Annotated in this window: 20 protein-coding genes and 2 pseudogenes; 11 read left to right on the top strand and 11 right to left on the bottom strand. The window is 72.7% G+C overall.

What is annotated here, in order from left to right:
- Positions 1–19: 19 nt before the first annotated feature.
- The gene (locus CP976_RS32630) at positions 20–943 is read right to left on the bottom strand and encodes an LLM class F420-dependent oxidoreductase (RefSeq protein WP_150483517.1); all 924 of its coding nucleotides are present in this window, start codon (positions 941–943) and stop codon (positions 20–22) included.
- Between the two features lie 238 nt (positions 944–1,181).
- Between CP976_RS32630 and CP976_RS43070 the strand changes: the two genes are divergently transcribed.
- The gene (locus CP976_RS43070; RefSeq protein WP_167537463.1) at positions 1,182–1,355 is read left to right on the top strand and encodes a hypothetical protein; all 174 of its coding nucleotides are present in this window, start codon (positions 1,182–1,184) and stop codon (positions 1,353–1,355) included.
- Between the two features lie 50 nt (positions 1,356–1,405).
- Here the strand turns inward: CP976_RS43070 and CP976_RS32625 are convergent, their stop codons facing one another.
- The 4 genes from CP976_RS32625 to CP976_RS32610 form a co-directional block, all read right to left on the bottom strand.
- Positions 1,406–1,876, bottom strand: a complete 471-nt coding sequence (locus CP976_RS32625; protein WP_150483516.1) for a DUF6099 family protein — start codon at positions 1,874–1,876, stop codon at positions 1,406–1,408.
- A 199-nt stretch (positions 1,877–2,075) separates the two neighbouring features.
- Complete coding sequence (locus CP976_RS32620) at positions 2,076–2,399, bottom strand: nucleotide pyrophosphohydrolase (RefSeq protein ID WP_150483515.1); 324 nt, start codon at positions 2,397–2,399, stop codon at positions 2,076–2,078.
- Positions 2,396–3,538: an AAA family ATPase gene (locus CP976_RS32615; RefSeq protein WP_150483514.1), complete on the bottom strand. Its 1,143-nt coding sequence runs from the start codon at positions 3,536–3,538 to the stop codon at positions 2,396–2,398. Before CP976_RS32615 ends, CP976_RS32620 begins: the two co-directional genes overlap by 4 nt.
- A gap of 119 nt (positions 3,539–3,657) precedes the next feature.
- Positions 3,658–4,053 carry a cell division protein SepF gene (locus CP976_RS32610; protein WP_086850051.1) on the bottom strand — a complete coding sequence of 132 codons (396 nt, stop codon included), beginning with the start codon at positions 4,051–4,053 and terminating at the stop codon, positions 3,658–3,660.
- A 194-nt stretch (positions 4,054–4,247) separates the two neighbouring features.
- Between CP976_RS32610 and CP976_RS32605 the strand changes: the two genes are divergently transcribed.
- Both CP976_RS32605 and CP976_RS32600 read left to right on the top strand, forming a co-directional pair.
- The gene (locus CP976_RS32605) at positions 4,248–8,372 is read left to right on the top strand and encodes a bifunctional nitrate reductase/sulfite reductase flavoprotein subunit alpha (RefSeq protein WP_150483513.1); all 4,125 of its coding nucleotides are present in this window, start codon (positions 4,248–4,250) and stop codon (positions 8,370–8,372) included.
- A gap of 126 nt (positions 8,373–8,498) precedes the next feature.
- Positions 8,499–10,206 (top strand): annotated as a pseudogene (locus CP976_RS32600) (hypothetical protein).
- Between the two features lie 15 nt (positions 10,207–10,221).
- Here the strand turns inward: CP976_RS32600 and CP976_RS32595 are convergent.
- Positions 10,222–10,737 (bottom strand): YceI family protein, encoded by a 516-nt coding sequence (locus CP976_RS32595; protein WP_150483512.1) that lies wholly within the window; start codon positions 10,735–10,737, stop codon positions 10,222–10,224.
- Between the two features lie 109 nt (positions 10,738–10,846).
- Here CP976_RS32595 and CP976_RS32590 point away from each other — a divergent pair, with 109 nt between their 5' ends.
- The 5 genes from CP976_RS32590 (at position 10,847) to CP976_RS43065 (ending at position 14,913) form a co-directional block, all read left to right on the top strand.
- Entirely contained in the window at positions 10,847–11,350 is a 504-nt protein-coding gene (locus tag CP976_RS32590) for a MarR family winged helix-turn-helix transcriptional regulator (RefSeq protein WP_150483511.1), read from the top strand.
- Positions 11,351–11,556: 206 nt separating this feature from the next.
- The gene (locus CP976_RS32585; protein WP_150483510.1) at positions 11,557–12,909 is read left to right on the top strand and encodes a hemolysin family protein; all 1,353 of its coding nucleotides are present in this window, start codon (positions 11,557–11,559) and stop codon (positions 12,907–12,909) included.
- On the top strand, positions 12,906–13,928 hold the full coding sequence (locus tag CP976_RS32580; RefSeq protein ID WP_150483509.1) for a hemolysin family protein: 1,023 nt from the start codon (positions 12,906–12,908) through the stop codon (positions 13,926–13,928). The genes CP976_RS32585 and CP976_RS32580 overlap by 4 nt, the downstream gene beginning before the upstream one ends.
- A gap of 385 nt (positions 13,929–14,313) precedes the next feature.
- Positions 14,314–14,538: a hypothetical protein gene (locus tag CP976_RS32575; RefSeq protein WP_150483508.1), complete on the top strand. Its 225-nt coding sequence runs from the start codon at positions 14,314–14,316 to the stop codon at positions 14,536–14,538.
- A 204-nt stretch (positions 14,539–14,742) separates the two neighbouring features.
- Complete coding sequence (locus CP976_RS43065) at positions 14,743–14,913, top strand: hypothetical protein (RefSeq protein ID WP_167537233.1); 171 nt, start codon at positions 14,743–14,745, stop codon at positions 14,911–14,913.
- 52 nt (positions 14,914–14,965) lie between these two features.
- Here the strand turns inward: CP976_RS43065 and CP976_RS32570 are convergent, their stop codons facing one another.
- From CP976_RS32570 to CP976_RS32555, 4 genes and pseudogenes are all read right to left on the bottom strand, one after another.
- Positions 14,966–15,301 (bottom strand): DUF3140 domain-containing protein, encoded by a 336-nt coding sequence (locus tag CP976_RS32570; protein WP_150483507.1) that lies wholly within the window; start codon positions 15,299–15,301, stop codon positions 14,966–14,968.
- 6 nt (positions 15,302–15,307) lie between these two features.
- Positions 15,308–15,538 carry a hypervirulence associated TUDOR domain-containing protein gene (locus CP976_RS32565; protein ID WP_150483506.1) on the bottom strand — a complete coding sequence of 77 codons (231 nt, stop codon included), beginning with the start codon at positions 15,536–15,538 and terminating at the stop codon, positions 15,308–15,310.
- A 56-nt stretch (positions 15,539–15,594) separates the two neighbouring features.
- On the bottom strand, positions 15,595–16,707 hold the full coding sequence (locus CP976_RS32560; protein ID WP_150483505.1) for an acyltransferase family protein: 1,113 nt from the start codon (positions 16,705–16,707) through the stop codon (positions 15,595–15,597).
- 141 nt (positions 16,708–16,848) lie between these two features.
- Positions 16,849–17,889: pseudogene (locus tag CP976_RS32555) on the bottom strand (ABC transporter ATP-binding protein); the annotation flags it as partial.
- A 23-nt stretch (positions 17,890–17,912) separates the two neighbouring features.
- Between CP976_RS32555 and CP976_RS32550 the strand changes: the two are divergent.
- Positions 17,913–19,004, top strand: a complete 1,092-nt coding sequence (locus CP976_RS32550; protein WP_229875319.1) for an alpha/beta fold hydrolase — start codon at positions 17,913–17,915, stop codon at positions 19,002–19,004.
- Positions 19,005–19,014: 10 nt separating this feature from the next.
- On the opposite strand, the gene CP976_RS32545 is transcribed toward CP976_RS32550, so the two are convergent.
- Entirely contained in the window at positions 19,015–20,076 is a 1,062-nt protein-coding gene (locus CP976_RS32545) for a peptidoglycan recognition protein family protein (RefSeq protein ID WP_150483503.1), read from the bottom strand.
- Positions 20,077–20,324: 248 nt separating this feature from the next.
- Here CP976_RS32545 and CP976_RS32540 point away from each other — a divergent pair, with 248 nt between their 5' ends.
- On the top strand, positions 20,325–22,055 hold the full coding sequence (locus CP976_RS32540; RefSeq protein ID WP_150483502.1) for a hypothetical protein: 1,731 nt from the start codon (positions 20,325–20,327) through the stop codon (positions 22,053–22,055).
- Between the two features lie 144 nt (positions 22,056–22,199).
- Positions 22,200–22,958, top strand: coding sequence for a hypothetical protein (locus tag CP976_RS32535; protein WP_150483501.1), 759 nt, complete (start codon positions 22,200–22,202; stop codon positions 22,956–22,958).
- Positions 22,959–23,108 lie beyond the last annotated feature (150 nt).

Below are 23,108 nucleotides of genomic sequence, written 5' to 3'. Positions count from 1 at the left end.
ATACCGGGCCTTACCGGCCTTACGAGAGCTGGGACTGCACCTGCGAGGAGATCAGCTCCAGGTGGTCGAGGTCGTCCAGGTCGAGGATCTGGAGGTAGATGCGGCTCGCGCCGGCCTCGGCGTAGCGGCCGATCTTGTCGACGACCTCGGCCGGGGAGCCGGCCAGGCCGTTGAGCTTCAGCTCGTCGACCTCGCGGCCGATCGCGGCAGCCCGGCGGGCGACCTCCTGGTCGTCCCGGCCGACGCACACGACGAGGGCGTTGGAGTAGGTCAGGTCATCGCCCTTGCGGCCGGCCTCCTCGGCGGCGGCGCGCACCCGGCCGAACTGGCGCTCGCTGTCCTCGACGGAGGCGAACGGCATGTTGAACTCGTCGGCGTACTTGGCGGCCAGCCGCGGGGTGCGGGTCGGGCCGTGGCCGCCGACGAGCACGGGGACCTTCTCCTGCGCGGGCTTGGGCAGCGCGGGAGAGTCCGTGAGGTCGTAGTAGGTGCCGTGGAAGTCGTAGGTCTTGCCGGGGTCCGTCGACCACAGGCCGGTGACGATCTCCAGCTGTTCCTCGAGGCGGGCGAACTTCTCCTTGGGGAACGGGATGCCGTAGGCCTTGTGCTCCTCCTCGAACCAGCCCGTGCCCAGGCCGAGTTCGACCCGGCCACCGGACATCTGGTCGACCTGCGCGACCTGGATGGCGAGCACGCCGGGGAGGCGGAAGGTGCCGGCGGTCATCAGGGTGCCGAGCCGGATGCGCTTGGTCTCGCGGGCGAGTCCGGCCAGGGTGATCCAGGCGTCGGTGGGGCCGGGCAGGCCGTCCACGGAGCCCATGCGGAGGTAGTGGTCGGACCGGAAAAATGCGTCGAAGCCGAGCTCTTCCGTGGCCTTGGCCACGGTGAGCAGAGTGTCGTAGGTGGCCCCCTGCTGGGGCTCGGTGAAGATGCGAAGATCCATGCTTCCATCCTGCACGCCGGGGTGCGGGACGACGAGTTCGGACCCCCGTCCCGTCCGGTCCCCGGTCGGGTGAAATTACGTCCATACCGCGGGTCCCGCGTGACCGGGCCAGTGACCGGCCTCGTTGGTGATCGTTGGCTCGGGCGGAGCCGGAGCCCCCGGCTTCCGCACCGGCCTTGGGCGTCGGGGCGTCACCCGCGTCGGCCTCCCCGGGGGGCCAGGGGCCGAGGAGGCCGTCATGTCCGAAGAGACCGTGCCGCAGCAGGGCGGGACCGGGCAGCCGAAGGGGCTGTTGCAGCAGATGGAGGAGCTGATGGCGGCGTTGAACGCGGACTTGTCGGCGCTGGACGCGGATCTCCAGGCGGCGGGGGACGCCGACCGGAGGCCGGGCGAGGAGGAGCAGGTCGGCTGAGGTCCGCTTCGGGGGCGGGCCGGGGGCCGGGGGTCGGCCTGCGGCAGCCGCTACCCCGCCTCCCTCTCCGGTAACACCTGTTCCCGGTCCGCGAGTCTGCGGAGCATTTCCAGGACGCGGTCCCGGGACTCGTCCGCCGCGTCGATGGCCTCCATGCACTGCCAGTACGTGCCCTCGTCGTCCGCGGCGCAGGCGAGGCCCACGAGGGCGATGCCGACCTCGCCGAGGAGGCCGCCGAGGCACATCAGGGTGTGGCGGGCGTCGCCCAGCTCGGTGAGCTGGCCCGCCCGCAGCTCGCCGGGGGCCAGTTCGGGCGGGTCGAGGACACCGCAGCCGCGGCCCGCGAGCTCCGTCAAGCCCAGTGCCTCGCCGCGCAGTTCGGGCGGGCCCGCGACCGCGAGGCGACTCCCTATCGCCTGCGCCAGGGCCTGCGCCTGCCACACCTCGGCCAGGATCCCCGGCACGTCGCCGCCCGCGGCCAGGGATCGCCTGCTCGTCACGATGAGCCGCACCGCGTCCATGCGCTGCCCCCGTTCTGTCCGACGCGCTCCGCGCGTCCGTCCGCCCGAACTCCCTTGTTCACTACCCAGAGTGAAGGGGTGTGAGACGAAAAGCCAGAGGAAGACGGAAATCTGCGGACAACAATTCGGATTCGGGCCGCGTTTTGGTTACTTAGAGTACAAGTGGAGTGTGTGGCTCCTGGGGTGGGCTGAGCGACTCCTAGATCGGGAACCTCCGCTCGTTCCGGTCGATCTTCGCGTCCAGCGCCGCCAGTGGATCGATGCCGAGCACCTCGCAGAGCTGGAGCAGATACGCGAGCACGTCGGCGACCTCGTCCGTGACCCGGTGGGCGGTGTCCGGGTCGTTCATGACGCGGGCCGACTCCTCGGGCGTCAACCACTGGAAGATCTCGACCAGTTCGGACGCCTCCACGCTGAGCGCGGCGGCCAGGTTCTTGGGGGTGTGGTACGGCTGCCAGTTCCGCGCGGCCGCGAACTCGGCCAGCCGGCGTTGCAGTTTCGCCACGTCGAGAGGTTCTGTCACGGCTCCAGGTGTACCACCGTGACGCCGTCCGTCCCGGCGGCCCATGACGCGTCGCTCACCGCGCCGACCAGCCGGATGTGGCCGCGCTCGCACATCCGGGCCGCGAGCCGCAGGAGTTCGCCCCGCTGGCCGGGGTCGAGTCCCCGGTCCAGGCCGTCGGCGAGCACGGTGAGGGTCTGGAGGGCGGCGGGCACCTCACCGGCCGGGTCGACCTCCAGCACGCCGGGTCCGGTGAGCAGCACCAGCGCGAGCGCGACGTATCTCAACTCCCCGTCGCCCAGCCGGCCGAGCTCCGTCCGGATGCCGTCGCCCCGGTCGAGCGCCGCCCGCACCGTCCCGTCGGCCGACGGCTCGGCCGGCACGTCCGCCACCGGCCCGGCGCAGCCGGCGCGCACCGCCGCGACGAAGTGCGCGTGCCGCCGTGCGCACTCCGCGCGGGTGCGCCACAGGACGTCGGCGAGGTTGCCGCAGCCGCCGAGCAGCCGCCCGGAGCCGGCCGGTACGGGGCCGCGCATCCGGCCGGGGTCGGGGTCGCAGGCGAAGACGGAGCGCAGGGCGACCACCATCTGCTCGGCGGCGGCCAGCACCCTGCGCTGCCCGGGCGTCCGGCCGGCCACGCGCAGTGGCAGCAGGGCGGTGCCCAGCCGGTCGTCCGGCAGCGGGCCATGGGGCACCGGAGCCGGCCCGGCCGTGTGCCAGGCGGCCTGCACGGCGCGCTTGCCGGGGTCGCGCAGGGCGGTCTCCAGCAGGACCAGTCCTCCGGCCGTCAGACGCTCGCCCACGACGCGAAGACGGGGTTCGGCCTGCACGGCCACATCGAGCCGGACCGGACCGGCGGGCCCGTCGGCCGTGCAGCCGATACGGAAGCCGCGGCGGCGCTGCGCGTCGGGCCGGGCCCGCTCCGGGACACAGGCGACGGGGTCCGGGAACGCCTCGCCGAGCGCCGCGCCTCCCCCGAGCCGGGCGAGCGCCTCGTACGCGCGCAGCGCGCTGGACTTGCCGCAGCCGCTCGGACCGGCGAGGAGGGTGAGCGGCCCGAGCGGGAGTGCGGCGCGGCGGTGACCGGCGAAGGCGGACAGCCGCAGCTCGGTGATGCACGGCCGCACGAGTGAGGTGAGAGGAGCGGGGGGCTGGGTCATGTCCGGACCGTAGGACTCCGCTCACGGGACGAACCGTTCCGTCTCCCGGGGCTTCCTACGATCGGGCGACCCGGCCCCCAGGGGACGTCACACCCCGGCGACGTCACACCGAGGCCACATCACACCCCGGGAACCCCGATCCCCTCCATCAGTCCCGTCACCTCGGTCCCCGCCGGCGTCAGCAGGAACACGTTGCGGTCCACCCGGTGCATTCCGCTCGCCAGGCCGAAGACGACACCGGTGCTGAAGTCGAGGACGCGCTTGGCGACGTCCGTCTCCGCGCCGGTCAGGTCGAGCAGCACCGGCACGCCCGCCATCAGGGTTTCGGCGACGTCACGGGCGTCGGCGAAGACGTTCACACGCAGCACGACGAAGCGGCGCCGCGTCTCCGTCTCGGCCTCGGGTATGGACCGGTGGCCGACGGAGGACGGCCAGGCATCCCGGCCCCGCAGCGGCACGACCTGGGCGAGCCCCTCCCACTGTTCGTCGGTGACATCGTGGCTGTTCACCGGCATGCTCCGTCCTGGCTCGCGCTGGCTGTCTCCATCGGCCAATTCTTGCGCACGGTCACCCGTTCGGCCCAACTGCGACACGCTCCGCCACGTCGATGCACCTCACAACGGCCGGAACGCGGCTGTGTGACGGGCGTAACTGCCGGTGATCAAGCAATGTGACACCTGCGTAACGGGGAATTCGTACCGTCTACGGCATGACCACGACGCCACGGCCGCAGCAGGAGACGGAGCAGGTGCGCACCGTCTGCTCGTACTGCGGTGTGGGCTGCGGTCTCGTGCTGGACGTCGGCATGGGGCCGGACGGGCGGCGCACGGTCCTGAAGGCGTCCGGCGACAAAGCGCACCCGGCGAACGCGGGCCGGCTGTGCACCAAGGGCGCGACGACGGCCGACATGCTCGCCGCGCCCGGGCGGCTGACCACCGCGCTCGTCCGGGACGACCGGGGCGAGGAGCCGGTGCCCTCGCCCGTCGCCGACGCGATCGCCGAGACCGCCGCGCGGCTGCGGGCGATCGTCGACGCGCACGGGCCGGACGCGGTCGCCTTCTACGTGTCCGGGCAGATGAGCCTGGAGGCGCAGTACCTGGCGAACAAGCTGGCCAAGGGGTTCGTGCGGACGAACGCGATCGAGTCGAACTCGCGGCTGTGCATGGCGAGCGCGGGCACCGGCTACAAGCTGTCGCTGGGCGCGGACGGGCCGCCCGGCTCGTACGACGACTTCGATCAGGCGGACGTCTTCCTCGTCATCGGCTCCAACATGGCCGACTGCCATCCGATCCTCTTCCTGCGGATGATGGAGCGGGTCAAGGCGGGCGCCAAGCTGATCGTCGTCGATCCGCGGCGGACCGCGACCGCCGCCAAGGCCGATCTGTTCCTCCAGGTCAGGCCGGGTACCGACCTCGCGCTGCTGAACGGCCTGCTGCACCTGCTGCACGCGGACGGGCACACCGATCCAAAGTTCGTCGCGGCCCACACCGAGGGCTGGGAGGACCTGCCCGCCTTCCTCGCCGACTACGGCCCGGCGGCGGTCGCGGAGATCACCGGGCTCGCGGAGGACGACATCCGCCGGGCCGCCCGGCTGATCGGCGAGGCCGGCAAGCAGTGGATGAGCTGCTGGACCATGGGGCTGAACCAGTCCACGCACGGCACCTGGAACACCAACGCCCTGGTCAACCTGCATCTGGCGACGGGCGCGATCTGCCGTCCGGGCGCCGGGCCGTTCTCGCTCACCGGGCAGCCCAACGCCATGGGCGGGCGCGAGATGGGCTACATGGGCCCTGGGCTGCCGGGGCAGCGGTCGGTGCTCGTGGAGGACGAGCGGGCGTTCACCGAGGACGTGTGGGAGCTGCCGCCGGGGACGCTGCGGGCCGACGGGGCCGGGCAGGGCACCGTCGAGATGTTCCGGAAGATGGCCGACGGGGAGATCAAGGCCTGCTGGATCATCTGCACCAACCCCGTCGCCTCGGTCGCCAACCGCCGTACGGTCATCGAGGGCCTGGAGGCCGCCGAGTTCGTGGTCACGCAGGACGTGTTCGCGGACACCGAGACGAACGCGTACGCCGATGTCGTCCTGCCCGGCGCGATGTGGACCGAGGCGGAGGGCGTCTTCGTCAACAGCGAGCGCAACCTCACGCTGACCCGGGCCGCCGCGGATCCGCCCGGGGAGGCGATGGCCGACTGGCGGATCATCGCGGAGGTCGCGTGCGCGATGGGGTACGAGAAGGGGTTCTCGTACGACAGCGCCGAGCAGGTCTTCGAGGAGATCCGGCGGTTCCACAACCCGAAGACGCAGTGGGACCTGCGCGGTGTCTCCTACGAGCGGCTGCGCCGGACGCCCGTGCAGTGGCCGGCCGCGCGGGAGGACGGTCCGGAGCGCAATCCCGTCCGGTACGTGGGTGAGGACGGGCTGCGTTTTCCGACGGCGAGCGGTCGTGCCGTCTTCTTCGCCCGGCCGCATCTGCCCGCCGCCGAGATGCCGGACGACGACTATCCGTTCGTGCTCAACACCGGGCGGGTGCAGCACCAGTGGCACACGCTCACCAAGACCGGGAAGGTCGCCAAGCTCAACAAGCTGAACGCCGGGCCCTTCGTGGAACTCCATCCGCAGGACGCGGAGGCGCTCGGGGTCGCGGAGGGCGATCTGGTCGAGGTCGCCTCGCGGCGCGGGCGGGCCGTGCTGCCGGCGGCGGTGACGGACCGGGTGCGGCCGGGCTGCTGCTTCGCGCCCTTCCACTGGAACGACCTGTTCGGCGAGTACCTGAGCATCAACGCGGTGACGAGCGACGCGGTGGATCCGCTGTCGTTCCAGCCGGAGTTCAAGGTGTGCGCGGTGTCGCTGGCAAAGGTGGCGACGCCCTCGCGAGACGCTGCCCCGCAAGAGGCCGCGAGCGCCGTGGGCGAGGGACCGGCCGGGGCTCTGACGCCGACGGCCGTCACCCCCGCCGGGACCGACCCCTTCGGCCTCCGGCCCTCCCCTCCCCCGGTCCTGTCCGCCCAGGAACGCCAGTACCTCACCGGCTTCCTCGCCGGGCTCGGCTCGGGCGCCCCCGGCGTTCCGGTGCTCCCACCCGACGCGCCCTTCACCCCCGAGCACGCCCTGTGGGTCAACGGGGTCCTCGCCGGCATGTACTCGCGCTCGGCACCGCCGGCCGCCCCCGCGAGGGAGCCGTCCGGCCGTGAGGTCGTGGTGCTGTGGGCCTCGCAGACGGGCAACGCCGAGGAGTTCGCCACCGCCACGGCCGAGCGGCTGACCGCGACCGGGCACCGTACGACCCTCGTCGGCATGGACGAGGCGGACGTCACCGCGCTCGCCCGCACGGCGGACCTGCTCTTCATCACCAGCACCTTCGGGGACGGCGACGCGCCCGACAACGGCACCGGCCTGTGGGACGCGCTCTCCGGCGAAGGCGCCCCGCGGCTGGAGGGGGTGCGGTACGCCGTGCTCGCCTTCGGCGACTCCTCCTACGACGACTTCTGCGGGCACGGGCGCCGGCTGGACGCGCGGCTCGACGAACTGGGCGGGGTGCGGCTGGCCCCGCGTACGGACTGCGAGCCGGACTACGGGGACTCCGCGGGGGCCTGGCTCGACCACGTGCTCTCGGCGCTGGGCGGTCCGGCCGCCGCCCCCGCCGCCCCCGCCGCCCCCGCCGGCTCCCCGGCCTCGCGACCGGAACCGAAGCCGGAACCGAAGCCGAAGCCGCGGCCGAAGCCGGCCGCCACGGTCGTCCGGCTCGTCGGCAACCGGCTGCTCAGCCGGCCGGGCGCGGGCAAGGAGGTCCGGCGGTTCACCTTCGACACCAGCGGGACGGACCTGGCGTACGAGGCCGGGGACGCCCTCGGCGTGCGGCCGGTCAACGCGCCGGACCTCGTGGCGGAGTGGCTGGCGGTGACCGGGCTGGACGGCGGGACGGCCGTCGAGGTGGCCGGTGCCGGCGAGGTGCCGTTCGACGAGGCGCTGGCCCGGCACCTCGACATCACGAGAATCACGCCGGACCTGCTGCGGTTCGTCGCCGAACGCGCCCGCGACAAGCACGAGTTGCGCAGGCTGCTGCGGCCCGACAACAAGGACGGGCTGGCGCAGTGGTGCTGGGGGCGGCAGGCCGTGGACGTGATCGCCGAGTACACGGTGCGGGCGAGTGCCGAGGAGTGGGCCGGGGTGCTGCGGAAGCTCCAGCCGCGGCTGTACTCCATATCGTCCAGCCCGCTGGTCGATCCGCAGCGGGTGTCCCTGACGGTGTCGGTGGTGCGCTACGAGAACCTGCACGGGCGTCAGCGCGGCGGGGTGTGCTCCCCCTTCCTCGCCGACTCCGGGGCGGACACCGAGGTGCCGGTGTTCGTGCAGCGCTCGCCGCACTTCCGGCCCCCGGCCGACGCGTCGACGCCGATGGTCATGGTCGGCCCCGGCACCGGCGTCGCGCCGTTCATCGGCTTCCTCCAGGAGCGGCGGGCCCTCGGGCACCGGGCCCCCAACTGGCTGCTCTTCGGCGAGCAGCACCGCGCGACGGACTTCTACTACGAGGACGAGCTGACGGCTCTGCTCGACGAGGGCACCCTCACCCGTCTGGACACCGCCTTCTCCCGCGACCAGCGCAACAAGGTGTACGTACAGGACCGGATGCGCGAGCACGGGCCGGAGCTGTGGCACTGGCTGCACGACGGCGCCCGCTTCTACGTCTGCGGCGACGCCTCCCGCATGGCCAAGGACGTGGACCGGGCCCTGCGGGACATCGCGGTGGCACACGGCGGGCTGAGCGAGGCGGAGGCCGCCGCGTACGTGAAGCAACTGGCGGCGGACAAGCGGTACGTACGGGACGTGTACTGAGCGCCCGTCGGGTCCTTACTCGCCTCACACCCGGCTCTTCACCGCCGTCCGGGCCCCGCTCACCGGCGGCGATTAGCGTCCTTCGGCGTGTACTCGTCTCCAGTCGTCGAGGCGGAAACCACGCTGGTGGTGCCCGGCCCGCGCACGCAGTCGGCGGTGGCCGGGCCGCCGCCCCCGGTCCAGTGGCACCGCGTCCTGACCCTGCTCGCCGACATCAGCCTGCTGATCGGCACCCGTGCCGTGTGGGCGACGGCGGCCGGTCACCGGCCGGCCGTGGCCGTGGTGATCTCGGCGTGCTACGCCTCGGTCCTGGCATGCGGGGTGCTGGCCCTGGTCGTCCGCCGGGAGCGGTCGCTGGCCCGGGTGGACCTGTGCGTGCTGGTGACGGGCGTGACGCTCGCCCTGTGCGCCTGGACCGTGCTGCACCACGGCTCCGACGAGGCGCTGCTCACCACCCAGGCGGCACGGGAAGTGGCCGCGGGGCACCCGGTGTACGGGCAGGCGTGGCCCTGGCTCTTCGGCCACGGCGTGGCCCTCACCCCTGACGGTGACCGGGGGCTACGACCTCACGTATGGCTATCCGCCGCTGGCCCCGCTGCTGAGCGTGCCGCTGCTGTGGCTGGGCCACGGCGGTGCCCCGGCGACGGCGGTGAGCACGGGCGCGCTGGTCGCCGGCACGGTCGTGCTGTGGCGGATGCTGCCGGCGCCGTGGCGGTCGGCGGCGACCATGGTGTGCCTGGGCTTCGGGATGCTGCCGTCGTACGCGCGGCTCGGCTACCCGGCGATCGTGGCCCTGGCCCTGCTGGTGCCGGTGGTGGTGCGCTGGCCGCGTACCGGGGCGGGCGGGCGGCTCGGGGCGGCGGGGCTGGCACGGGCCGCGTGTCTGGGGGCGGCGTGCGCGGCACAGCAACTCCCCTGGTTCCTGGCGCCGTTCCTGCTGGCCGGGATCTACGCCGTGCGGCGCGGCGAGCTGGGCGGCCGGGCCGCGGCACTGGTGGTGCTGCGATTCACCGGGGCCGCGGCGACCGTGTGGCTCCTGGTCAACACCTACTTCGTCGTCAGCGAGCCGGGCCCCTGGCTGACGGGGATCGCCCTGCCGCTGACGCAGGGCGCGGTGCTGCACGGGCAGGGCGTGGTGGACATCTCGCTGTACCTGACCGACGGCAGTGACCGCCTCGACTGGTACTCCTCCGCGAGTCTGCTGCTGCTCGGCGGCCTGCTCGTGCTGTTCGTGCTGTTCGTCCGGCGGCTGGGTCCGGCCGCGACCGTCCTGCCCTGGTGCGCCTTCTACCTGGCGACCCGCTCGCAGGACGGTTACTACCTGCTGATGACGCCGCTGTGGCTGGCGGCGGCCGTCACCGCTCCCGCGTCGGCGTTCGCCGGGGCGTGGCAGCCCCGGGCGCGCCCGCTGTCCGGGCCGCGGCGCCGCCCGGCCCGGGTCGCCCTGACGGTGCTGCTGCTCATGCCCGCGCTGGTCAGTGCCGCCGTGGCGGCCACGGGTGCACCGCCCCTGCGCATGCGGGTCATCGGAGCCCGCCACCTCACCCCGGCGGCCGTCTCCCGCCTCACCCTCCAGGTCACCAACACGGACGCCATGGCCCTCACTCCGCACTTCACCCTGACGATGGGCCAGGGCATGGACCCGTACTGGCGGATCGTCCGGGGGCCGCGCACCCTGCCCGCGCACACCACCGCCCGCTATGAAATCCGGCCGCCCGAGGGCCGGTTCACCGTGCCCCGGCCGGGTGCCCGGATCCGCCTGCGCGCGTTCACGGCGTCGCCGCAGACCCTGTCGAGCACGGATGTGCAGCAGGCGGTGCGCCGGACGGGCTGACACCGCTGCGAGGCGTCAGCCGATGGCCCGGACGAAGCGCAGGTTCGCGGTGACGGTGGTCCGGCCGCGGATCATGCCGAGCTGGTTCCACCCCATGCCGAACTGGTCCCGGTCGACGCTGAACTCCGTCTCCAGTGTGAGTCCCGTGGCGTCCCCGTCCTTCAGGCGGGCGGTGAGGGACAGCGGCCTGCTGACGCCGCGCACGGTGAGCTGACCGACGACGTGCACCTGGTCGCCGTCACGGAGCTCGGCGCTGCGGGCCACGAAGGTGATATCGGGGTGGTGGTCGGCGTCGAAGAAGTCGGCGGACCTCAGGTGGGTGTCGCGCTTGGCGTTCTTGGTGTCGAGGGAGGCGACGTCGAAGGTCAGGGTGCCGGCGGCGGATCCGTCGGGCCGGACCTCGCCCGAGCCGCCGATCGCGCCGAAGGTGCCCTTCACGGTGACCAGGCCCCACATGGTCTTGTGCTGGATGCCGGCGGTCGAGGCGGTCGTGTCGAGCTGCCACAGTCCGGTTTCCACGGCGACGGTCATGATCCTTCTCCACTCTTGTCGTTCAAATTTGGATGACTGCACGCTAACGGATCGTCCAAAGTTGAACAACCCCCTGTTCCAAATTTGGACGACAGGTAGGCTGGGACGTATGGCCGACCACCAGGAGCACCCCGCCGACCTGCCTGAATGCCCGTCCGCGGAGGGCGGCGGACTGCTGCCGCCGGAGCTGCGCGCCTGGATGCTGCTGCTCGCCGCGACGGGGGCGGTGGAGCAGCGGCTGCGCGCGGTCGTCAAGGAGAAGCTGGACGTCTCGCACGACGAGTTCCTGATCCTGTGCCTGCTCGCGGAGCAGCCCGAGGGCGGCCTGCGCATGACGCGCGTCGCGGAGCTCCTGGGCCGCCCGAAGACCCGCCTCACCTACCAGATCGCCTGCCTCCAGCACGCCGGTCTCGTCACGCGCAGGTCGGTGTGCGGCGACAAGCGCGGCGTCGAGGTAGCCCTCACCGACAAGGCCCGCCGCCTGCTGACCGAGGCCTCCGGCCCGCTCGCCGAGACGGTGACGCGGTCCCTCGCCCGCTTCATGGGCCCGGACCAGCGGGAGGCGCTGTCCGCGCTGGTGCCGGACCTCACCGAGGAGTCCCGCGCGGACTGAGGGAGGCCGGCCCGGCGCCCCGGGCGACGTTCTCTACACCGTCGTAGAATCCGGGAACACGGGCGCGCCGACGGGCGTTGACCCGGAGACACACCACGTATAAGGAGCCACTTGTTGTCCGCCAGTTCGACGGACCCTCCGGGGCACAGTCCCCGACCATTCCGCCACGACATCAGTGATCGCGGCACACGGCGGGATGGTGTGGGATGAGTGCCGCGAACGCCCTCCTGGGCCTGCTCGCCGTGTTCGTGCTGACCGCCGGCACCGGCTACTTCGTCGCCCAGGAGTTCGCCTACGTCTCCGCGGACCGGCTCACCCTCGCGCGTGAGGCCGAGGCCGGGGACAAGAAGGCCGCCCGCGCCCTGCGGGTGCTGGAGCGGCTGTCCTTCATGCTGTCGGGCGCGCAGCTCGGCATCACCGTCACCGGACTGGTCGTCGGCTTCATCGCCGAGCCGTCGGTGTCCGCGCTGCTCAGGCCCGCCCTGTCCGGGCTCGGCCTGCCCGACGCGGCCGTCAGCGGCGTCTCCGTGACGCTGGCCTTCGTCCTGGCCACGGTCGTGCAGATGGTGCTGGGCGAGCTGGCCCCGAAGAACCTCGCGATCGCCGTGCCGGAGCGGCTGGCGAAGGCGCTGGCCCCGTCGACGCTGGCGTATCTGAAGGTCGTCGGCCCTGTCGTACGCGTCTTCGACAGCGCTGCGAACAAGCTGCTGCGCAAGGCCGGCATCGAGCCGGTGGAGGAGCTGCATCACGGCGCCACACTGGAGGAGCTGGGCCATCTGATCGGCGAGTCGCACGAGCGGGGCGCGCTGCCCAAGGACACCGCCGCGCTGCTGGACCACGCGCTGGAGTTCTCCGAACGCACCCTCGACGAGGTGATGGTGCCGCGCGCCGACGCCGTCTTCGTGCGCAAGGACGCCGGCGCCGACGAGGCGGTCGGCCTGATCGCCGAGCACGGCCACTCCAACTACCCCGTCCTCGGCGACCATCCGGACGACATCGCGGGCGTGCTGGGGGTGCGCGAGCTGATGGCGCTGCCCGCCGCCCGCCTCGCCGTCGCGAGCGCCGGTGAGGTGGCCCGGCGGCCGCTGCTGCTGCCGGACACGCTCGCGCTGCCGGACGCCGTGAACCGGATGCGGGAGCAGGACGACGAGTTCGCGGTCGTCCTCGACGAGCACGGCGGCGTGGCGGGCATCGTCACGTACGAGGACATCGCCGAGGAGCTGGTCGGCGACATCGCCGACGAGTCCGACAAGGTCACCGTCCTCGCCGTCGCGGACGGCGACGGCTGGCTGGTGGACGCCGGCCGCCGGCTGGACGAGGTGGCGGAGGCCACCGGTGTCGGGCTGCCGGAGGACGACGACTACGACACCGTGGCCGGCCTGGTCGTGGACCGGCTCGGCCGCTTCCCGACGGTCGGCGACCGGGTCACGGTCGAGCTGCCCGCAGGCGGGCGCGCCGTGATCGACGTCCGCACGCTCGACCGGCACGTGGCCGACCGGGTACGGATCAGCCCGCTCGTGGACGCCGAGGAAGCAGCGGAAGCCGAGGAGATGGCGTGAGTTTCCCGATGGCGGTCTTCGTGACCGTGCTGCTGCTGATCGGCAGCGGCTTCTTCGTGGCGGCCGAGTTCGCGCTGGTCGCCGCCAAACGGCACCGCATGGAGAAGGCGGCGGCCGAGGGCCGGCGCGGCGCCGGGGCGGCCCTGGCCGGTATGCGCGAGCTGTCGCTGATGCTGGCCGGCGCCCAGCTGGGCATCACCGTGTGCACCCTGGGCCTGGGCTCGGTGTCGAAGCCGGCGATCTCGCACGAACTCGACCCGCTGCTGCACAAGCTGGGCCTGCCCAGCGCCGTGAGTTACGGCGTGGCGTTCGCCGTGGCGATGGCCGTGGTGGTGTTCCTGCACATGGTGGTCGGCGAGATGGCCCCCAAGTCATGGGCGATCGCCCACCCCGAGCGCTCGGCGATGCTGCTCTCCCCACCGTTCCGGGCCGTGGTGCGGGCCGTACGGCCGCTGATCCGGCTGCTCAACGCGGCGAGCAACGCGCTGGTACGGCTGTGCCGGGTGGCCCCGCGCGACGAGCTGGCCTCGGTGCACAACCGGGAGCAGCTGACGCACCTGGTGGCGGAGTCCGAGCGGCTGGGCCTGATCAGCGCGACCGACTCGGAGCTGCTGACCCGCTCGCTGACCGAGCCGGAGACGCCGGTCGCGGCGCTGCGGATCCCGGCGGCGGAGCTCACCTGGGTCGAGGGCGGCACGGACGTCGAGGCGCTGCTGCGGCTGGCCGCCGGCCTCGACCGCACCCGGCTGCTCGTCCGGGAGAACGGCACCGTCCTGGGCTCGGTCCACGCCCGTGACGCCCTGGTCGCCCGGGCCCGGGGGCGGGCCACGACCGCCCGTGAACTGGCCCGTCCGGTGCCCGAGCTGACGGAGGCGACCACGGTCGCCGACGCGATCGAGGTGCTGCGCCGCCGCCGGTCCTCCCTGGCCGTGGTCCGTGACAGCGCCGGCCGGCTCACCGGCCTGGTCACCCTGGACGACCTGCTGGCCCGGCTGATGCAGCCGGCCGCGGCGGCCTGACGGAGCGGAACCCGAACCTCCAGCCAATCTGCACACCGTTCGCAAGGACGCCGGAGGACGGCACGCCGGGCGCCAAGTCCGTGACGGGACATGGGAACTTGGCGCCGAAGTGCCCGCTTCGGTAATCCGGGCGCAATACCCGCGCCTGCGCCAGGGCGACGGAATGTGTGAAGAAGTGGGCGCATTTCGTGTGCCCACGGTCATGGCGGTGAAGGCGGCCACCGAAAGGCGCGGTGCGGCACCGGGAGGCGGCTGGAACTTTTCTCCCGCCGAGTGCTTTGATCCTGCGCACGGCGGAGCCGTCGGTGCGGAATCTCGGTTCTGGATCCGGCGACCCCCCACGCGCGCCGCCATTGCGAGACATTCACGCGAAGGGAAACACCCCATGAACCTCACCCCTCAGGTCGACAGCGCCGAACTCACCGACGCCGACCTGGACAACGTCTCCGGCGGCATGGCGGGCGGCGCCTCCGTGAGCCTCGTGGGCAGCCTCTCCAGCGGCCTGGTCGAGCCCCTGACCGCAGGCGCCTGCGCCGACCTCCAGGCGACCCTGTCGCCGGAGGGCGGGGCGGCGTCCGGGAGCGCGGGCGTGCACACGACGTCGCTCTGACGGCATCCGCGTAAGGGCCCCGGGAAGCGATTCCCGGGGCCCTTCGCCGTACCCGGGACTTTCCCTCGCGGTCACAAAATTGGGGAATTCGCGGAGCTCGTGACGGAATTCTGGACAGGACGGGGGTGGGTAACACCGCGGCACGGGATGGCGCAGACTTACACGGGCCCCCCAGACCCGGCTGTAAAGCGATAGGACGAACCCGTGAAACCCGACTCGACCCGGACCGAAGAACTGCCGATCTACGAGAGCCTCATACGCGAACGTGGTGACGTCGTGGAGGAGGCCCGCGTGGTCGCCGAAGAGACGCAGCACCAGATGAGCCAGGCCCTGAACGGGGTCGCCGCGACCCCGCACGAGACCGGCGCGCCCTGACCCCGGGGGCCTTCGGACCTCCCGCCGCGCTGACGCTCCCGACCGGGGCCGGTCATCCGCCGAGCGGGTCGTGTCCCCAGTTCATCAGGGAGTGCCGCCACCGTGAGTCCCGTACGTCCCCGGAGGGCCGCTGGGCCAGGTGGCGGCGGACATAGCCGACGACCTTGCGCATGTGCTGGTAGTCGTCGTCCGTGAGGTCGCCCTTCTCGGCCCGCAGGATCGCCACGATCCGCCGGCCGGAGGCGTGTCCGATGGACTCTTCCCCGTCCTGGTGCTGACCGGCGCTCTGCGAGTCGTCGGACTCCAGCCATTTTTCCAGGTCGGCCGGTGTCATGTTCACCAGCTCACGGAAGTCGCTCCAGGTCTCTTCGCGCTCCTCGCCGTCCACGCCGCCTCACTTCTTCTTCTTGAGCGCGGACGGTTTGTGCACCGCGGTCCTGCCGGACTTGTCGCTGCGCACTTCGTACTGCGGGTCGTCCGGCGAGGCGTCGACGGTACGGCCCGACGCCTCGGTCCGCTCGGTGATCTCCCGCTCGACCTCGCCCTCGGTCCGGCTGCCGTGACTGCTCCAGGTGACCTTGTCGCCCTTCTTCGGTTTCCCGCCCTCGGTGCGCCCCTTCGTCATGCCGGTGCTCCCTCGTGGAGAAGTGTGCTGTTCTCTCCAGCGTGTGGGCTGAGCGGTCAGGGCGCAGCTCGACGGGCAGCGCGGGGCGGAGGGCCGAAGGCCCACGCCATCCCGGGTTCGGTGACACAGCGGAAGGTGCGCCGGACGGCGGGTGTGCACAGCGCGGTCATGACCAGGGCGGCCACCAGGGTGGCGGCGACAACTCCGGCGGACCCGCGGACCCAGGCCGGCTCGTACCAGCCCCAGTGCTTGGCGGCCTGCGCGACGAAACCGTGCAGCAGGTAGCCGTACAGCGTGCCCGCGCCCAGCGCGGTGAACCACGTCCGGCGCCCGGGCACCCAGGCGAGGAAGCAGGCGACCAGGACGAGGGAGCAGCCGAAGGCGGCCAGGGTCATCAGGGGCCCGTACCAGAGGGGGACGCCCAGTTCCCGGGCACTGTCGGCGTGGAAGAACCAGGCGTAGTCCATCCGCGGGACCGCCCAGTACGCCGTGCCCAGGGCGCAGAGGGCCACCGGCACGGCCAGGATCCGCACCGCGCGCCGTCGCACCAGCCGGAAGTGCTCGGGCCGCAGCAGCAGGCCGAACACGAAGTACGGCAGGAACTGCAGGATGCGCTGCAGATCGAGGTCGTGGCCGATGGACGGTGCGGTCGTCGCCAGAACGGCGATGGCCAGGGCGAGCGGGAGCGGCCACCGCACCAGCCGCCACAGCGGCGTGGTCAGCCGCCAGACGAACAACGCCGCGAGGAACCAGGTCAGATACAGGGGGTCCAGCAGGCTGACCGGACGGTCGGGGTCCTCGCTGGTCCACCGGGTGAACAGGGTGTACGCCGTCTCGAAGACCACGTACGGCACGACGACACCGGTGACCAGGCGCCTGAGGCGCCCCGGGCTCCCGTCGAAGGTGCGCGAGAAGTAGCCGGAGACGATGATGAACGCCGGCATGTGGAACGCGTAGACGAACATGTACAGGGCGGTGACGGCCCTGCTGCCCGGCCTCAGCGGCTCCCAGGCGTGTCCCACGGCCACCAGCACGATCGCCAGGTACTTGGCGTTGTCGAAGAACGCGTCCCGCCGGCGCTCCGGGCGGGCCGCCGCGCCCTGTTCCCCGCCCCGAGTCGCCCGGGCCGCTTCGGCCGCCGGGCGGACCGTCGTCACCGTGTCACTCACGGGCCCTCCCGCAGCGACTCGAAGCGGCTGTGCCTCTGCCTGCTCGGGATAAGGGGGTGGCGTCTGCGCAGAACATCGCCCGCACCCTAATCACAGGGCCGTGCCCCGGTTCAACTCGTAACGGGGGTGACTCGCTTCGGTTCATGCCCGGGTATACGTGTCCAGATGGGCGATCGTCTCCGTGAGGGAGACGGTGAAGGGGTGCCGCGGTTCGGTCAGGATCCGCCGGGACGGGCCCTGTTCGACGATCTCGCCGGCTTCCAGCACGGCGATGCGGTGGGCGACCGCCGCCGCGTCCAGGTCATGGGTGATGAGCACCAGGGCGAGGTCGTCGCGGTCGCGGACGAGTGCGGCGAGCAGGTCGAGGATGGTCCGGCGGGTGACGGTGTCGAGGCCGGAGGTGATCTCGTCGCAGACCAGAACGCGGGGGTGGGCGAGGAGGGCGCGGGCGAGGGCGGCGCGCTGGAGTTCGCCGCCGGACAGTTCGCCGGGGCGGCGGTGGGCGAGTTCCGCCGGCAGGCCGAGGCGGTCCAGGGTGGCCGACGCCTCGTCCGCCGCCGCCCGTTCGCCGGCATCCCGCAGCCGTACGGCCGTACGGGCCACCTGGGGCAGGACGGGCCGGTGCTCGTCGAAGGCCGCGCGGGCGTCCTGGAAGACGTACTGCACGGCGGCGAGCTGGTCGCGGCGGCGGTGGCGCAGGCTGCGCGGGAGCGGTGTGCCGTCGAGCAGGATCTCGCCGTCGTGGTCGCGGTGGAGGCCGGCGAGGCAGCGGGCGAGCGTGGTCTTGCCACCGCCCGAGCGGCCGACCACGGCCAGGCACTCGCCGGGTCGGAGCGCGAGATGCGGGACGCGCAGGACGGTGTGCTTGCGGTCGTGCACGGCGGTCAGGTCCCGTACCTCCAGGACGGGTTGCCGGTCGTCGCGGCTCGCCTCGTGCTGTGGTGCGGCCCGCTGTGAGTCGAGCAGCCGTCGGGTCCACTCGTGGCGGGGCGCCGCCCACAGCCGTGCCACGGGGCCCGATTCCACGACCCGTCCCGCGCGCATGACCAGGACCTCGTCGGCGAGGGCACGCACGACGTCCAGGTCGTGGCTGAGCAGGACGACCGCGATGCCGCGGGCAGCGACCGCCGCCAGCTGGTCGACGATACGGCTCTTGGTGAGCGCGTCCTGGCCGGTGGTGGGTGGGGCCTCGCGTCGAGGTGGCGGTGTCCCGGGTCCGCGCCTCGGGCACACCGGCCGAACGGCGCGGCATCCTGCTGGTCAACCCGGGCGGCCCGGGCGGCTCAGGGCTCCTCTACGCGGGTACCAAGCGGGCCGAGCTCCCCGAGAGCGTGCGGCGTGCGTACGACGTCGTCGGCTTCGACCCGCGCGGCGTCGGGCGGACCACCCCCGTCACGTGCGGCCCGATGGGCGGCCTCTTCGACAGTCCGGGCAGCGACCCGGTGCCCGCGGGAGCCGGGGCGGAACGCACGTACCTGGCGTCCCTGCGCGCCCTGGCCGACGACTGCGCCACACACGCGGGCCGCCTGCTGCCGTACCTGTCCACCAGGCAGACGGCGTACGACATGGAGGCGATACGCGCGGCCCTCGGCGAACCGCGGACGAGCTTCCTCGGTGTCTCCTACGGCAGCTACCTCGGCGCGGCCTACACCGCCCGCTTCCCGCACCGCGTCGGCCGGATGGTGCTCGACAGCGTGGTCGGCCCCGGGAGTTGGTACGACTTCGACGTGCTCCAGAGCCGGGCCCTGCTGCGGCAGCGCGACATCTTCTTCGCCTGGACGGCCGCCCGCGCCGGGCGCTTCGGCCTGGGCGGGACACCGGCCGCGGTGCGGGACTCGTATCTGCGCGTACGCCGGGAGCTCGCCGCGCGGCCGGTGGCGGGATTCGGTCCGGCGGAATTCGACCGCGCCGTGTACCGCGCCCTGGGCCGCACGGAACGCTGGGCGGGCCTCGCGGACGGGCTGCGCGGCCAGTTGACGGACGGCGACCCGGACGGCCTGCGTCCGGCCGGTGCCTTCGACAGCGCCGACTCCCGCAACTACGAGGCGGCCAACCGCGTCGCACTCCTCGTCGCCTCCGCGCACGACCCGGTCACGCCGATCGAGGGCGCCCGCCGCCTCCAGCGCCTGCTGCCCGGCTCACGCCTGGTCGCCCTCGACGACGACTACTCCCACGGCGTGTTCGCCAGCCGTGGCGACGCGTGCGTGGACGACACCGTGGCGGCCTGCCTGGTGCGCGGAGAAGTGCCGTCGGCGAACGTGCGCTGCACGGGCCCCGGCCTGCCGACGGCCCGGTAGAGCCCGGGGCTCAGGTCTCCTTCCACACCAGCACGGTCAGCACCGCGCTCGCCACGGTCACCGGGGCGGCGGCCTGGTTCAGCAGCCGTACCCGCATGCTCCGGCCCGACGGTAGCCGCTTCGTCAGGGGTACGACCGCGAAGGTGCCGCCGCCGGTCCCGACGATCTCGTGGATCGGGTGGTCCGCGCGGTGCTGGTCGCCCTGGTACTCCGACATGCGCGCCTGGACGACCGCACCCGCCGGCAGCCCGTCGATGTGGAGGCTGACGCTCCCGCTGAAACGGGCCGGGCCACGGGCGAAGACGCTCCCGCCGGTGGCGTGGTCGCCGGTCTCGTCGGCCCACTCCGTGGTGAACTCGACCGAGTCCCAGGCACCGGGCGCGAGCCGATACCCCTCGGGGACACCGAGGTTGACGTACTGGGGCATGGGGTCCTCTCCTTCCCACAGGCCCACCGGGAGGGCCAGGGCGTCGGCGACGTCACGGCGGAAGTCGGCCATGTCGAATCCGCGCGGATCGACCTTCCAGTCGCTCCACTCCAGGTGACCGATCGCGCTCTTGGCGCCCCAGCCGTGCGCGCGGCAGATCGCGGCGGTTGCCTTGACGATGGCGATGTACTGGACACTCGGCCACGGGTCCTTGCCGTCGCCCTTGTTCTCGCACTCCCAGCCGTAGAAACGGGCGTTGCCGTCGACGGCGCCGGCCGAGCCGTCGTGCTCGTGCGTCGCGGGCGGGTACGTGCCGTACGACTCGCCGATGACGGCATTGAGCACGTCACCGTCGCCGCCGCCGGCGTGGTTGGCCCGGCCGTTGCCGGTCAGGTGGACGACGCCGTCCTTGGTGATGCATCCGGTGGCGAGCGGACCGGGCAGGGCGCTGTGGCCGCGGTAGATCAGCCCGACGACGTCCGTGCCGGGCCCGGTGACGGTGTGATGGATCATCACGCCGTGCACGGGGCCCCACGGGCCCTTGTGATTACGGTTGTTGGTGCGCCATCCGCCGACCTCGTGAACGGCGCAGCCCTCGGCCTTCAGTGCGGCGACGAGCCGGGCGGCGGTGAGCGGAGTGGCCATGCGTCGATCCTCCGTTTCGGCTCGCTCGCGCCGGTCCGAAGACAGCGGTCGCGGTTGCGGAGCGTGCCTGGCGGCTCGTTTCGCCGAACCTGCCCTGGAACCTCGCCAGGCCCTCACCACCATTCTTCCGCCGCTTGCCTCATCGCTCACCTCGCCGTACACCCGCACACGAATTCGGCGAGATTACGACGCTGCCGCGTCAGGAAGGGCCCAGGCGCTGTCAGTGGCCCGGCGTAGGGTCCGCTGCCATGAGCATCCCCGCCGTCGAGGAGTCCTGGGACCGCGTCGACGCCTGGCTGACCCGGCACGCTCCCCTCACCCGCGCCACCCTGCGTCCACCCGCACCGCAGGGCGGCATCGAGGAAGCGGAGCGCACGCTCGGCGTGCCGTTCCACCCGGACCTCGTGGCCTCGCTGCGGTGCCACGACGGCGTGGAACCCGACGAAGACGCAGTTCAGTTGTCGTACTACGGACCGCTGTGCGGTGTCGCGGACATCGTGCGGAACACGACCTTCCTCCAGAGCCTCGGGATGGGTGAAGAGAGCCTGCCCATCACCCTGGGCATCGGCCGGCGGCCCTCGGACGGCCTTTTCATCGCCTGCCGTCCCGGACCCCGCCACGGACAGGTGGGCCGCCGCTTCGACGAGAGCATGGCCTCCTTCGCGCACTGGCCCTCGCTGCGTCATGTCCTGGCCGACCTCGCGGACGCCCTGGAGGGCACCCTCCCGTTCCTCGGCCGCCTCCCCCTCGCCGTGGCCGGAAAGCTGCTGTGGGAGGAGGAGCGGACCGTGCCCGCCGACGCGGTCTCCACGCTGGCACGGGCCGCCGCGCTCGCCGAGCCGGAGTCGGACCCGCCGGCCCTCCAGCGCCCGGTCTTCACGAACTTGGCCGGGAGCGCCCCGCCGCCACCCCGGCAGGAAGGGACGCAGCGGCTCTTCTTCGTCCGCACCGGCCGCCCGCGTCCCGCACCGCTCCCGGACCAGCCGGACGTCGCGTTCGCCGCCGGCCTGACCCCGGCCGAGATGCTGCGCAGGCTCGGCGCGATCCCCGACACCGTGCGGCCGCGCGACCGCCGCCAGGCCCAGCGGGCGGCGGAGTCCGCGTGGGCGGCGCAACGGCCCCTGGTGCGTGCGGGCGAGGCGGGCCGATGGGCGTACGCCACGCTGGAGGGCGGCGCCGCGCAGTTCGCCCGGCCGGAGGTGCTGCGCGCCCTGTCCGCCGGCACGCGTGTGGTGGTCCTGACCAGACAGGGCCCGGAGGTCCTCCTCACCTTCGCCGAGGACGGCGTGCCGTGTTCTGAGGAGGAGACCCGGCGCGTCATGTCGCCGCGGAAGGGCAACACCGCCGGCGGACCGGGGGAGCGGCGCCTCGGCGTGGATCTCTGGCCCGGCTCGACCGCCGCGTACACCCGCTTCCTTTCCGTGCTGCGACAGGACTTCGGCATCGTCTACGACCCGGACGAGGAGGGTCCGGCGGAGCTGGCCAGTGCCCTGCTGCTGCCCCTCCTGGACGACCTCCCCGCGTCGGGGTGCGGACTCCCGGAGCGCGTACGGCACCTGGACCTGGCCGGGCTCGTGGAGCGCACGCCGCCGCAGCGCCTGCGCGCCGCCATCGGGGCCCAACTGGCGCGCCTGGCAGCGGAGACGCACCTCGACACCTATCCGGAGGTGGCCGAGGCCCTCGACCGGATCCACCGCGGCCTGCCCGTCGACAGCGACCAGGACGGCCCCCTCGGCGTGCGCATGCGCACCCTGGCCGCGGAGGTCCACGCGACCCGTGAGCTGCTACGGGACGGCGACACCGGCCCCGTGTCCCACGAGGACCTCACCGCGTGGATCGCACGCGACCGGGCGGCCCACGCACTGCGCGAGTTCCTCGACCTCCCCCTCCCGGCCGCCGCGGCGACGATCCTCGAGCAGCGCTTCTCCCTCCACTGGCACGACGAACTCGCCGCCGACCTGGACAGCGCTGACGCCTAGACCGTCTCCGGCCGACCGGCCGAGGCGTGCGGCGGACGGTACTCGGCCATACTTCGGTGCAACCGACCACCTCCCTTTGATCGTCCCCGCGTGGGGAACCGCGACGGGCCGGTCTCCCGGACGCGCGCGGTTGAGGGAGGCGGAATGCTGCCGTTGGGCACGCAGGTCCTCACGGTCTGCCTGCTCCTGATCGGGCTGATTCCCTACAAGGTGTGGACGTCGAGCCGCGGTCCGTCCCGGGAGGTCCGCTGGACCGTGATCGGCCTGTGGGCGACGGCGCTCGGTTACGCCGGGGCCGTGGCCTACGGGTTCGCCTTCACCGCCCCCGTGTCGGTGTGCGGCTGGGGGACCCTCGACAACGACTTCCCGCTGGTGCGCGTGACCGTGGATCCGTTCCCTCCCGACGTCGCCTGCCACTGGTCCGACTCGACGTCGTACGGGCCGTCGCACCCCACCGCGCTGAGCAGCTGGCTCATGTGGGCGGGTCTCGCGGTTACGGCCGTGGCCCTCTCCGTCGTCCTGCTCAGGAGGCGGTCACGCGCCTCCCTCGCCGCACGGGCCGGCGCGATCTGGTCGCCGATGGTGGCCGTCGCGATCTGGGTCGCCGGCATCGACCCCGCGCTGGACCTCTCCCGCGGCGACCTCAACGACCAGTGCCTGTACGCGAAGACACTCCCCCCGGAAACCACACTGACCAGGATCGAGATCCTGGACGTCGACAGGACCGTCTTCCCGCCGTCCATCACCTGCACCTACCCCGACGGCACGACGAACCTCCTGGCGGACCAGTGGATCGCCCTGCTCGTCTGTGCCGCCGTGTCGGCTGCCTTCGCGGGAGTCGTCCTCCACCAGGTACGGCAAGCGGGCCGGCCCGGGCGCGGGGACGAGCAGCCGACGGGCTGACCCACGCGCCCCGACGCCCTGCGCGAGGCCCTGCCGGGGCGTGTGCAACCCCTGGACGCTCACCTCGCCCGGCTCACACGGCTCCCCTCTGTAACGCTTCTCGCGCCCGGGCCCAAGAACAAGTGAAGTGCCCTTTACGGGACTCCGGTA

This window comes from Streptomyces coeruleorubidus, from assembly GCF_008705135.1.
Lineage (GTDB): Bacteria > Actinomycetota > Actinomycetes > Streptomycetales > Streptomycetaceae > Streptomyces > Streptomyces coeruleofuscus.
This window is presented reverse-complemented; position numbering and strand designations above follow the sequence as displayed.

Excerpts from the sequence above, each read along its gene's own strand:
- CP976_RS43070 (WP_167537463.1), top strand. The coding sequence starts at position 1,182 with ATGTCCGAAGAGACCGTGCCGCAGCAGGGCGGGACCGGGCAGCCGAAG.
- CP976_RS32540 (WP_150483502.1), top strand. The coding sequence starts at position 20,325 with ATGAGCATCCCCGCCGTCGAGGAGTCCTGGGACCGCGTCGACGCCTGG.
- CP976_RS32545 (WP_150483503.1), bottom strand. The coding sequence starts at position 20,076 with ATGGCCACTCCGCTCACCGCCGCCCGGCTCGTCGCCGCACTGAAGGCC.
- CP976_RS32615 (WP_150483514.1), bottom strand. The coding sequence starts at position 3,538 with ATGACCCAGCCCCCCGCTCCTCTCACCTCACTCGTGCGGCCGTGCATC.
- CP976_RS32590 (WP_150483511.1), top strand. The coding sequence starts at position 10,847 with ATGGCCGACCACCAGGAGCACCCCGCCGACCTGCCTGAATGCCCGTCC.
- CP976_RS32625 (WP_150483516.1), bottom strand. The coding sequence starts at position 1,876 with ATGGACGCGGTGCGGCTCATCGTGACGAGCAGGCGATCCCTGGCCGCG.
- CP976_RS32630 (WP_150483517.1), bottom strand. The coding sequence starts at position 943 with ATGGATCTTCGCATCTTCACCGAGCCCCAGCAGGGGGCCACCTACGAC.
- CP976_RS32575 (WP_150483508.1), top strand. The coding sequence starts at position 14,314 with ATGAACCTCACCCCTCAGGTCGACAGCGCCGAACTCACCGACGCCGAC.
- CP976_RS32565 (WP_150483506.1), bottom strand. The coding sequence starts at position 15,538 with ATGACGAAGGGGCGCACCGAGGGCGGGAAACCGAAGAAGGGCGACAAG.
- CP976_RS32535 (WP_150483501.1), top strand. The coding sequence starts at position 22,200 with ATGCTGCCGTTGGGCACGCAGGTCCTCACGGTCTGCCTGCTCCTGATC.
- CP976_RS32605 (WP_150483513.1), top strand. The coding sequence starts at position 4,248 with ATGACCACGACGCCACGGCCGCAGCAGGAGACGGAGCAGGTGCGCACC.
- CP976_RS32595 (WP_150483512.1), bottom strand. The coding sequence starts at position 10,737 with ATGACCGTCGCCGTGGAAACCGGACTGTGGCAGCTCGACACGACCGCC.
- CP976_RS32585 (WP_150483510.1), top strand. The coding sequence starts at position 11,557 with ATGAGTGCCGCGAACGCCCTCCTGGGCCTGCTCGCCGTGTTCGTGCTG.
- CP976_RS32610 (WP_086850051.1), bottom strand. The coding sequence starts at position 4,053 with ATGCCGGTGAACAGCCACGATGTCACCGACGAACAGTGGGAGGGGCTC.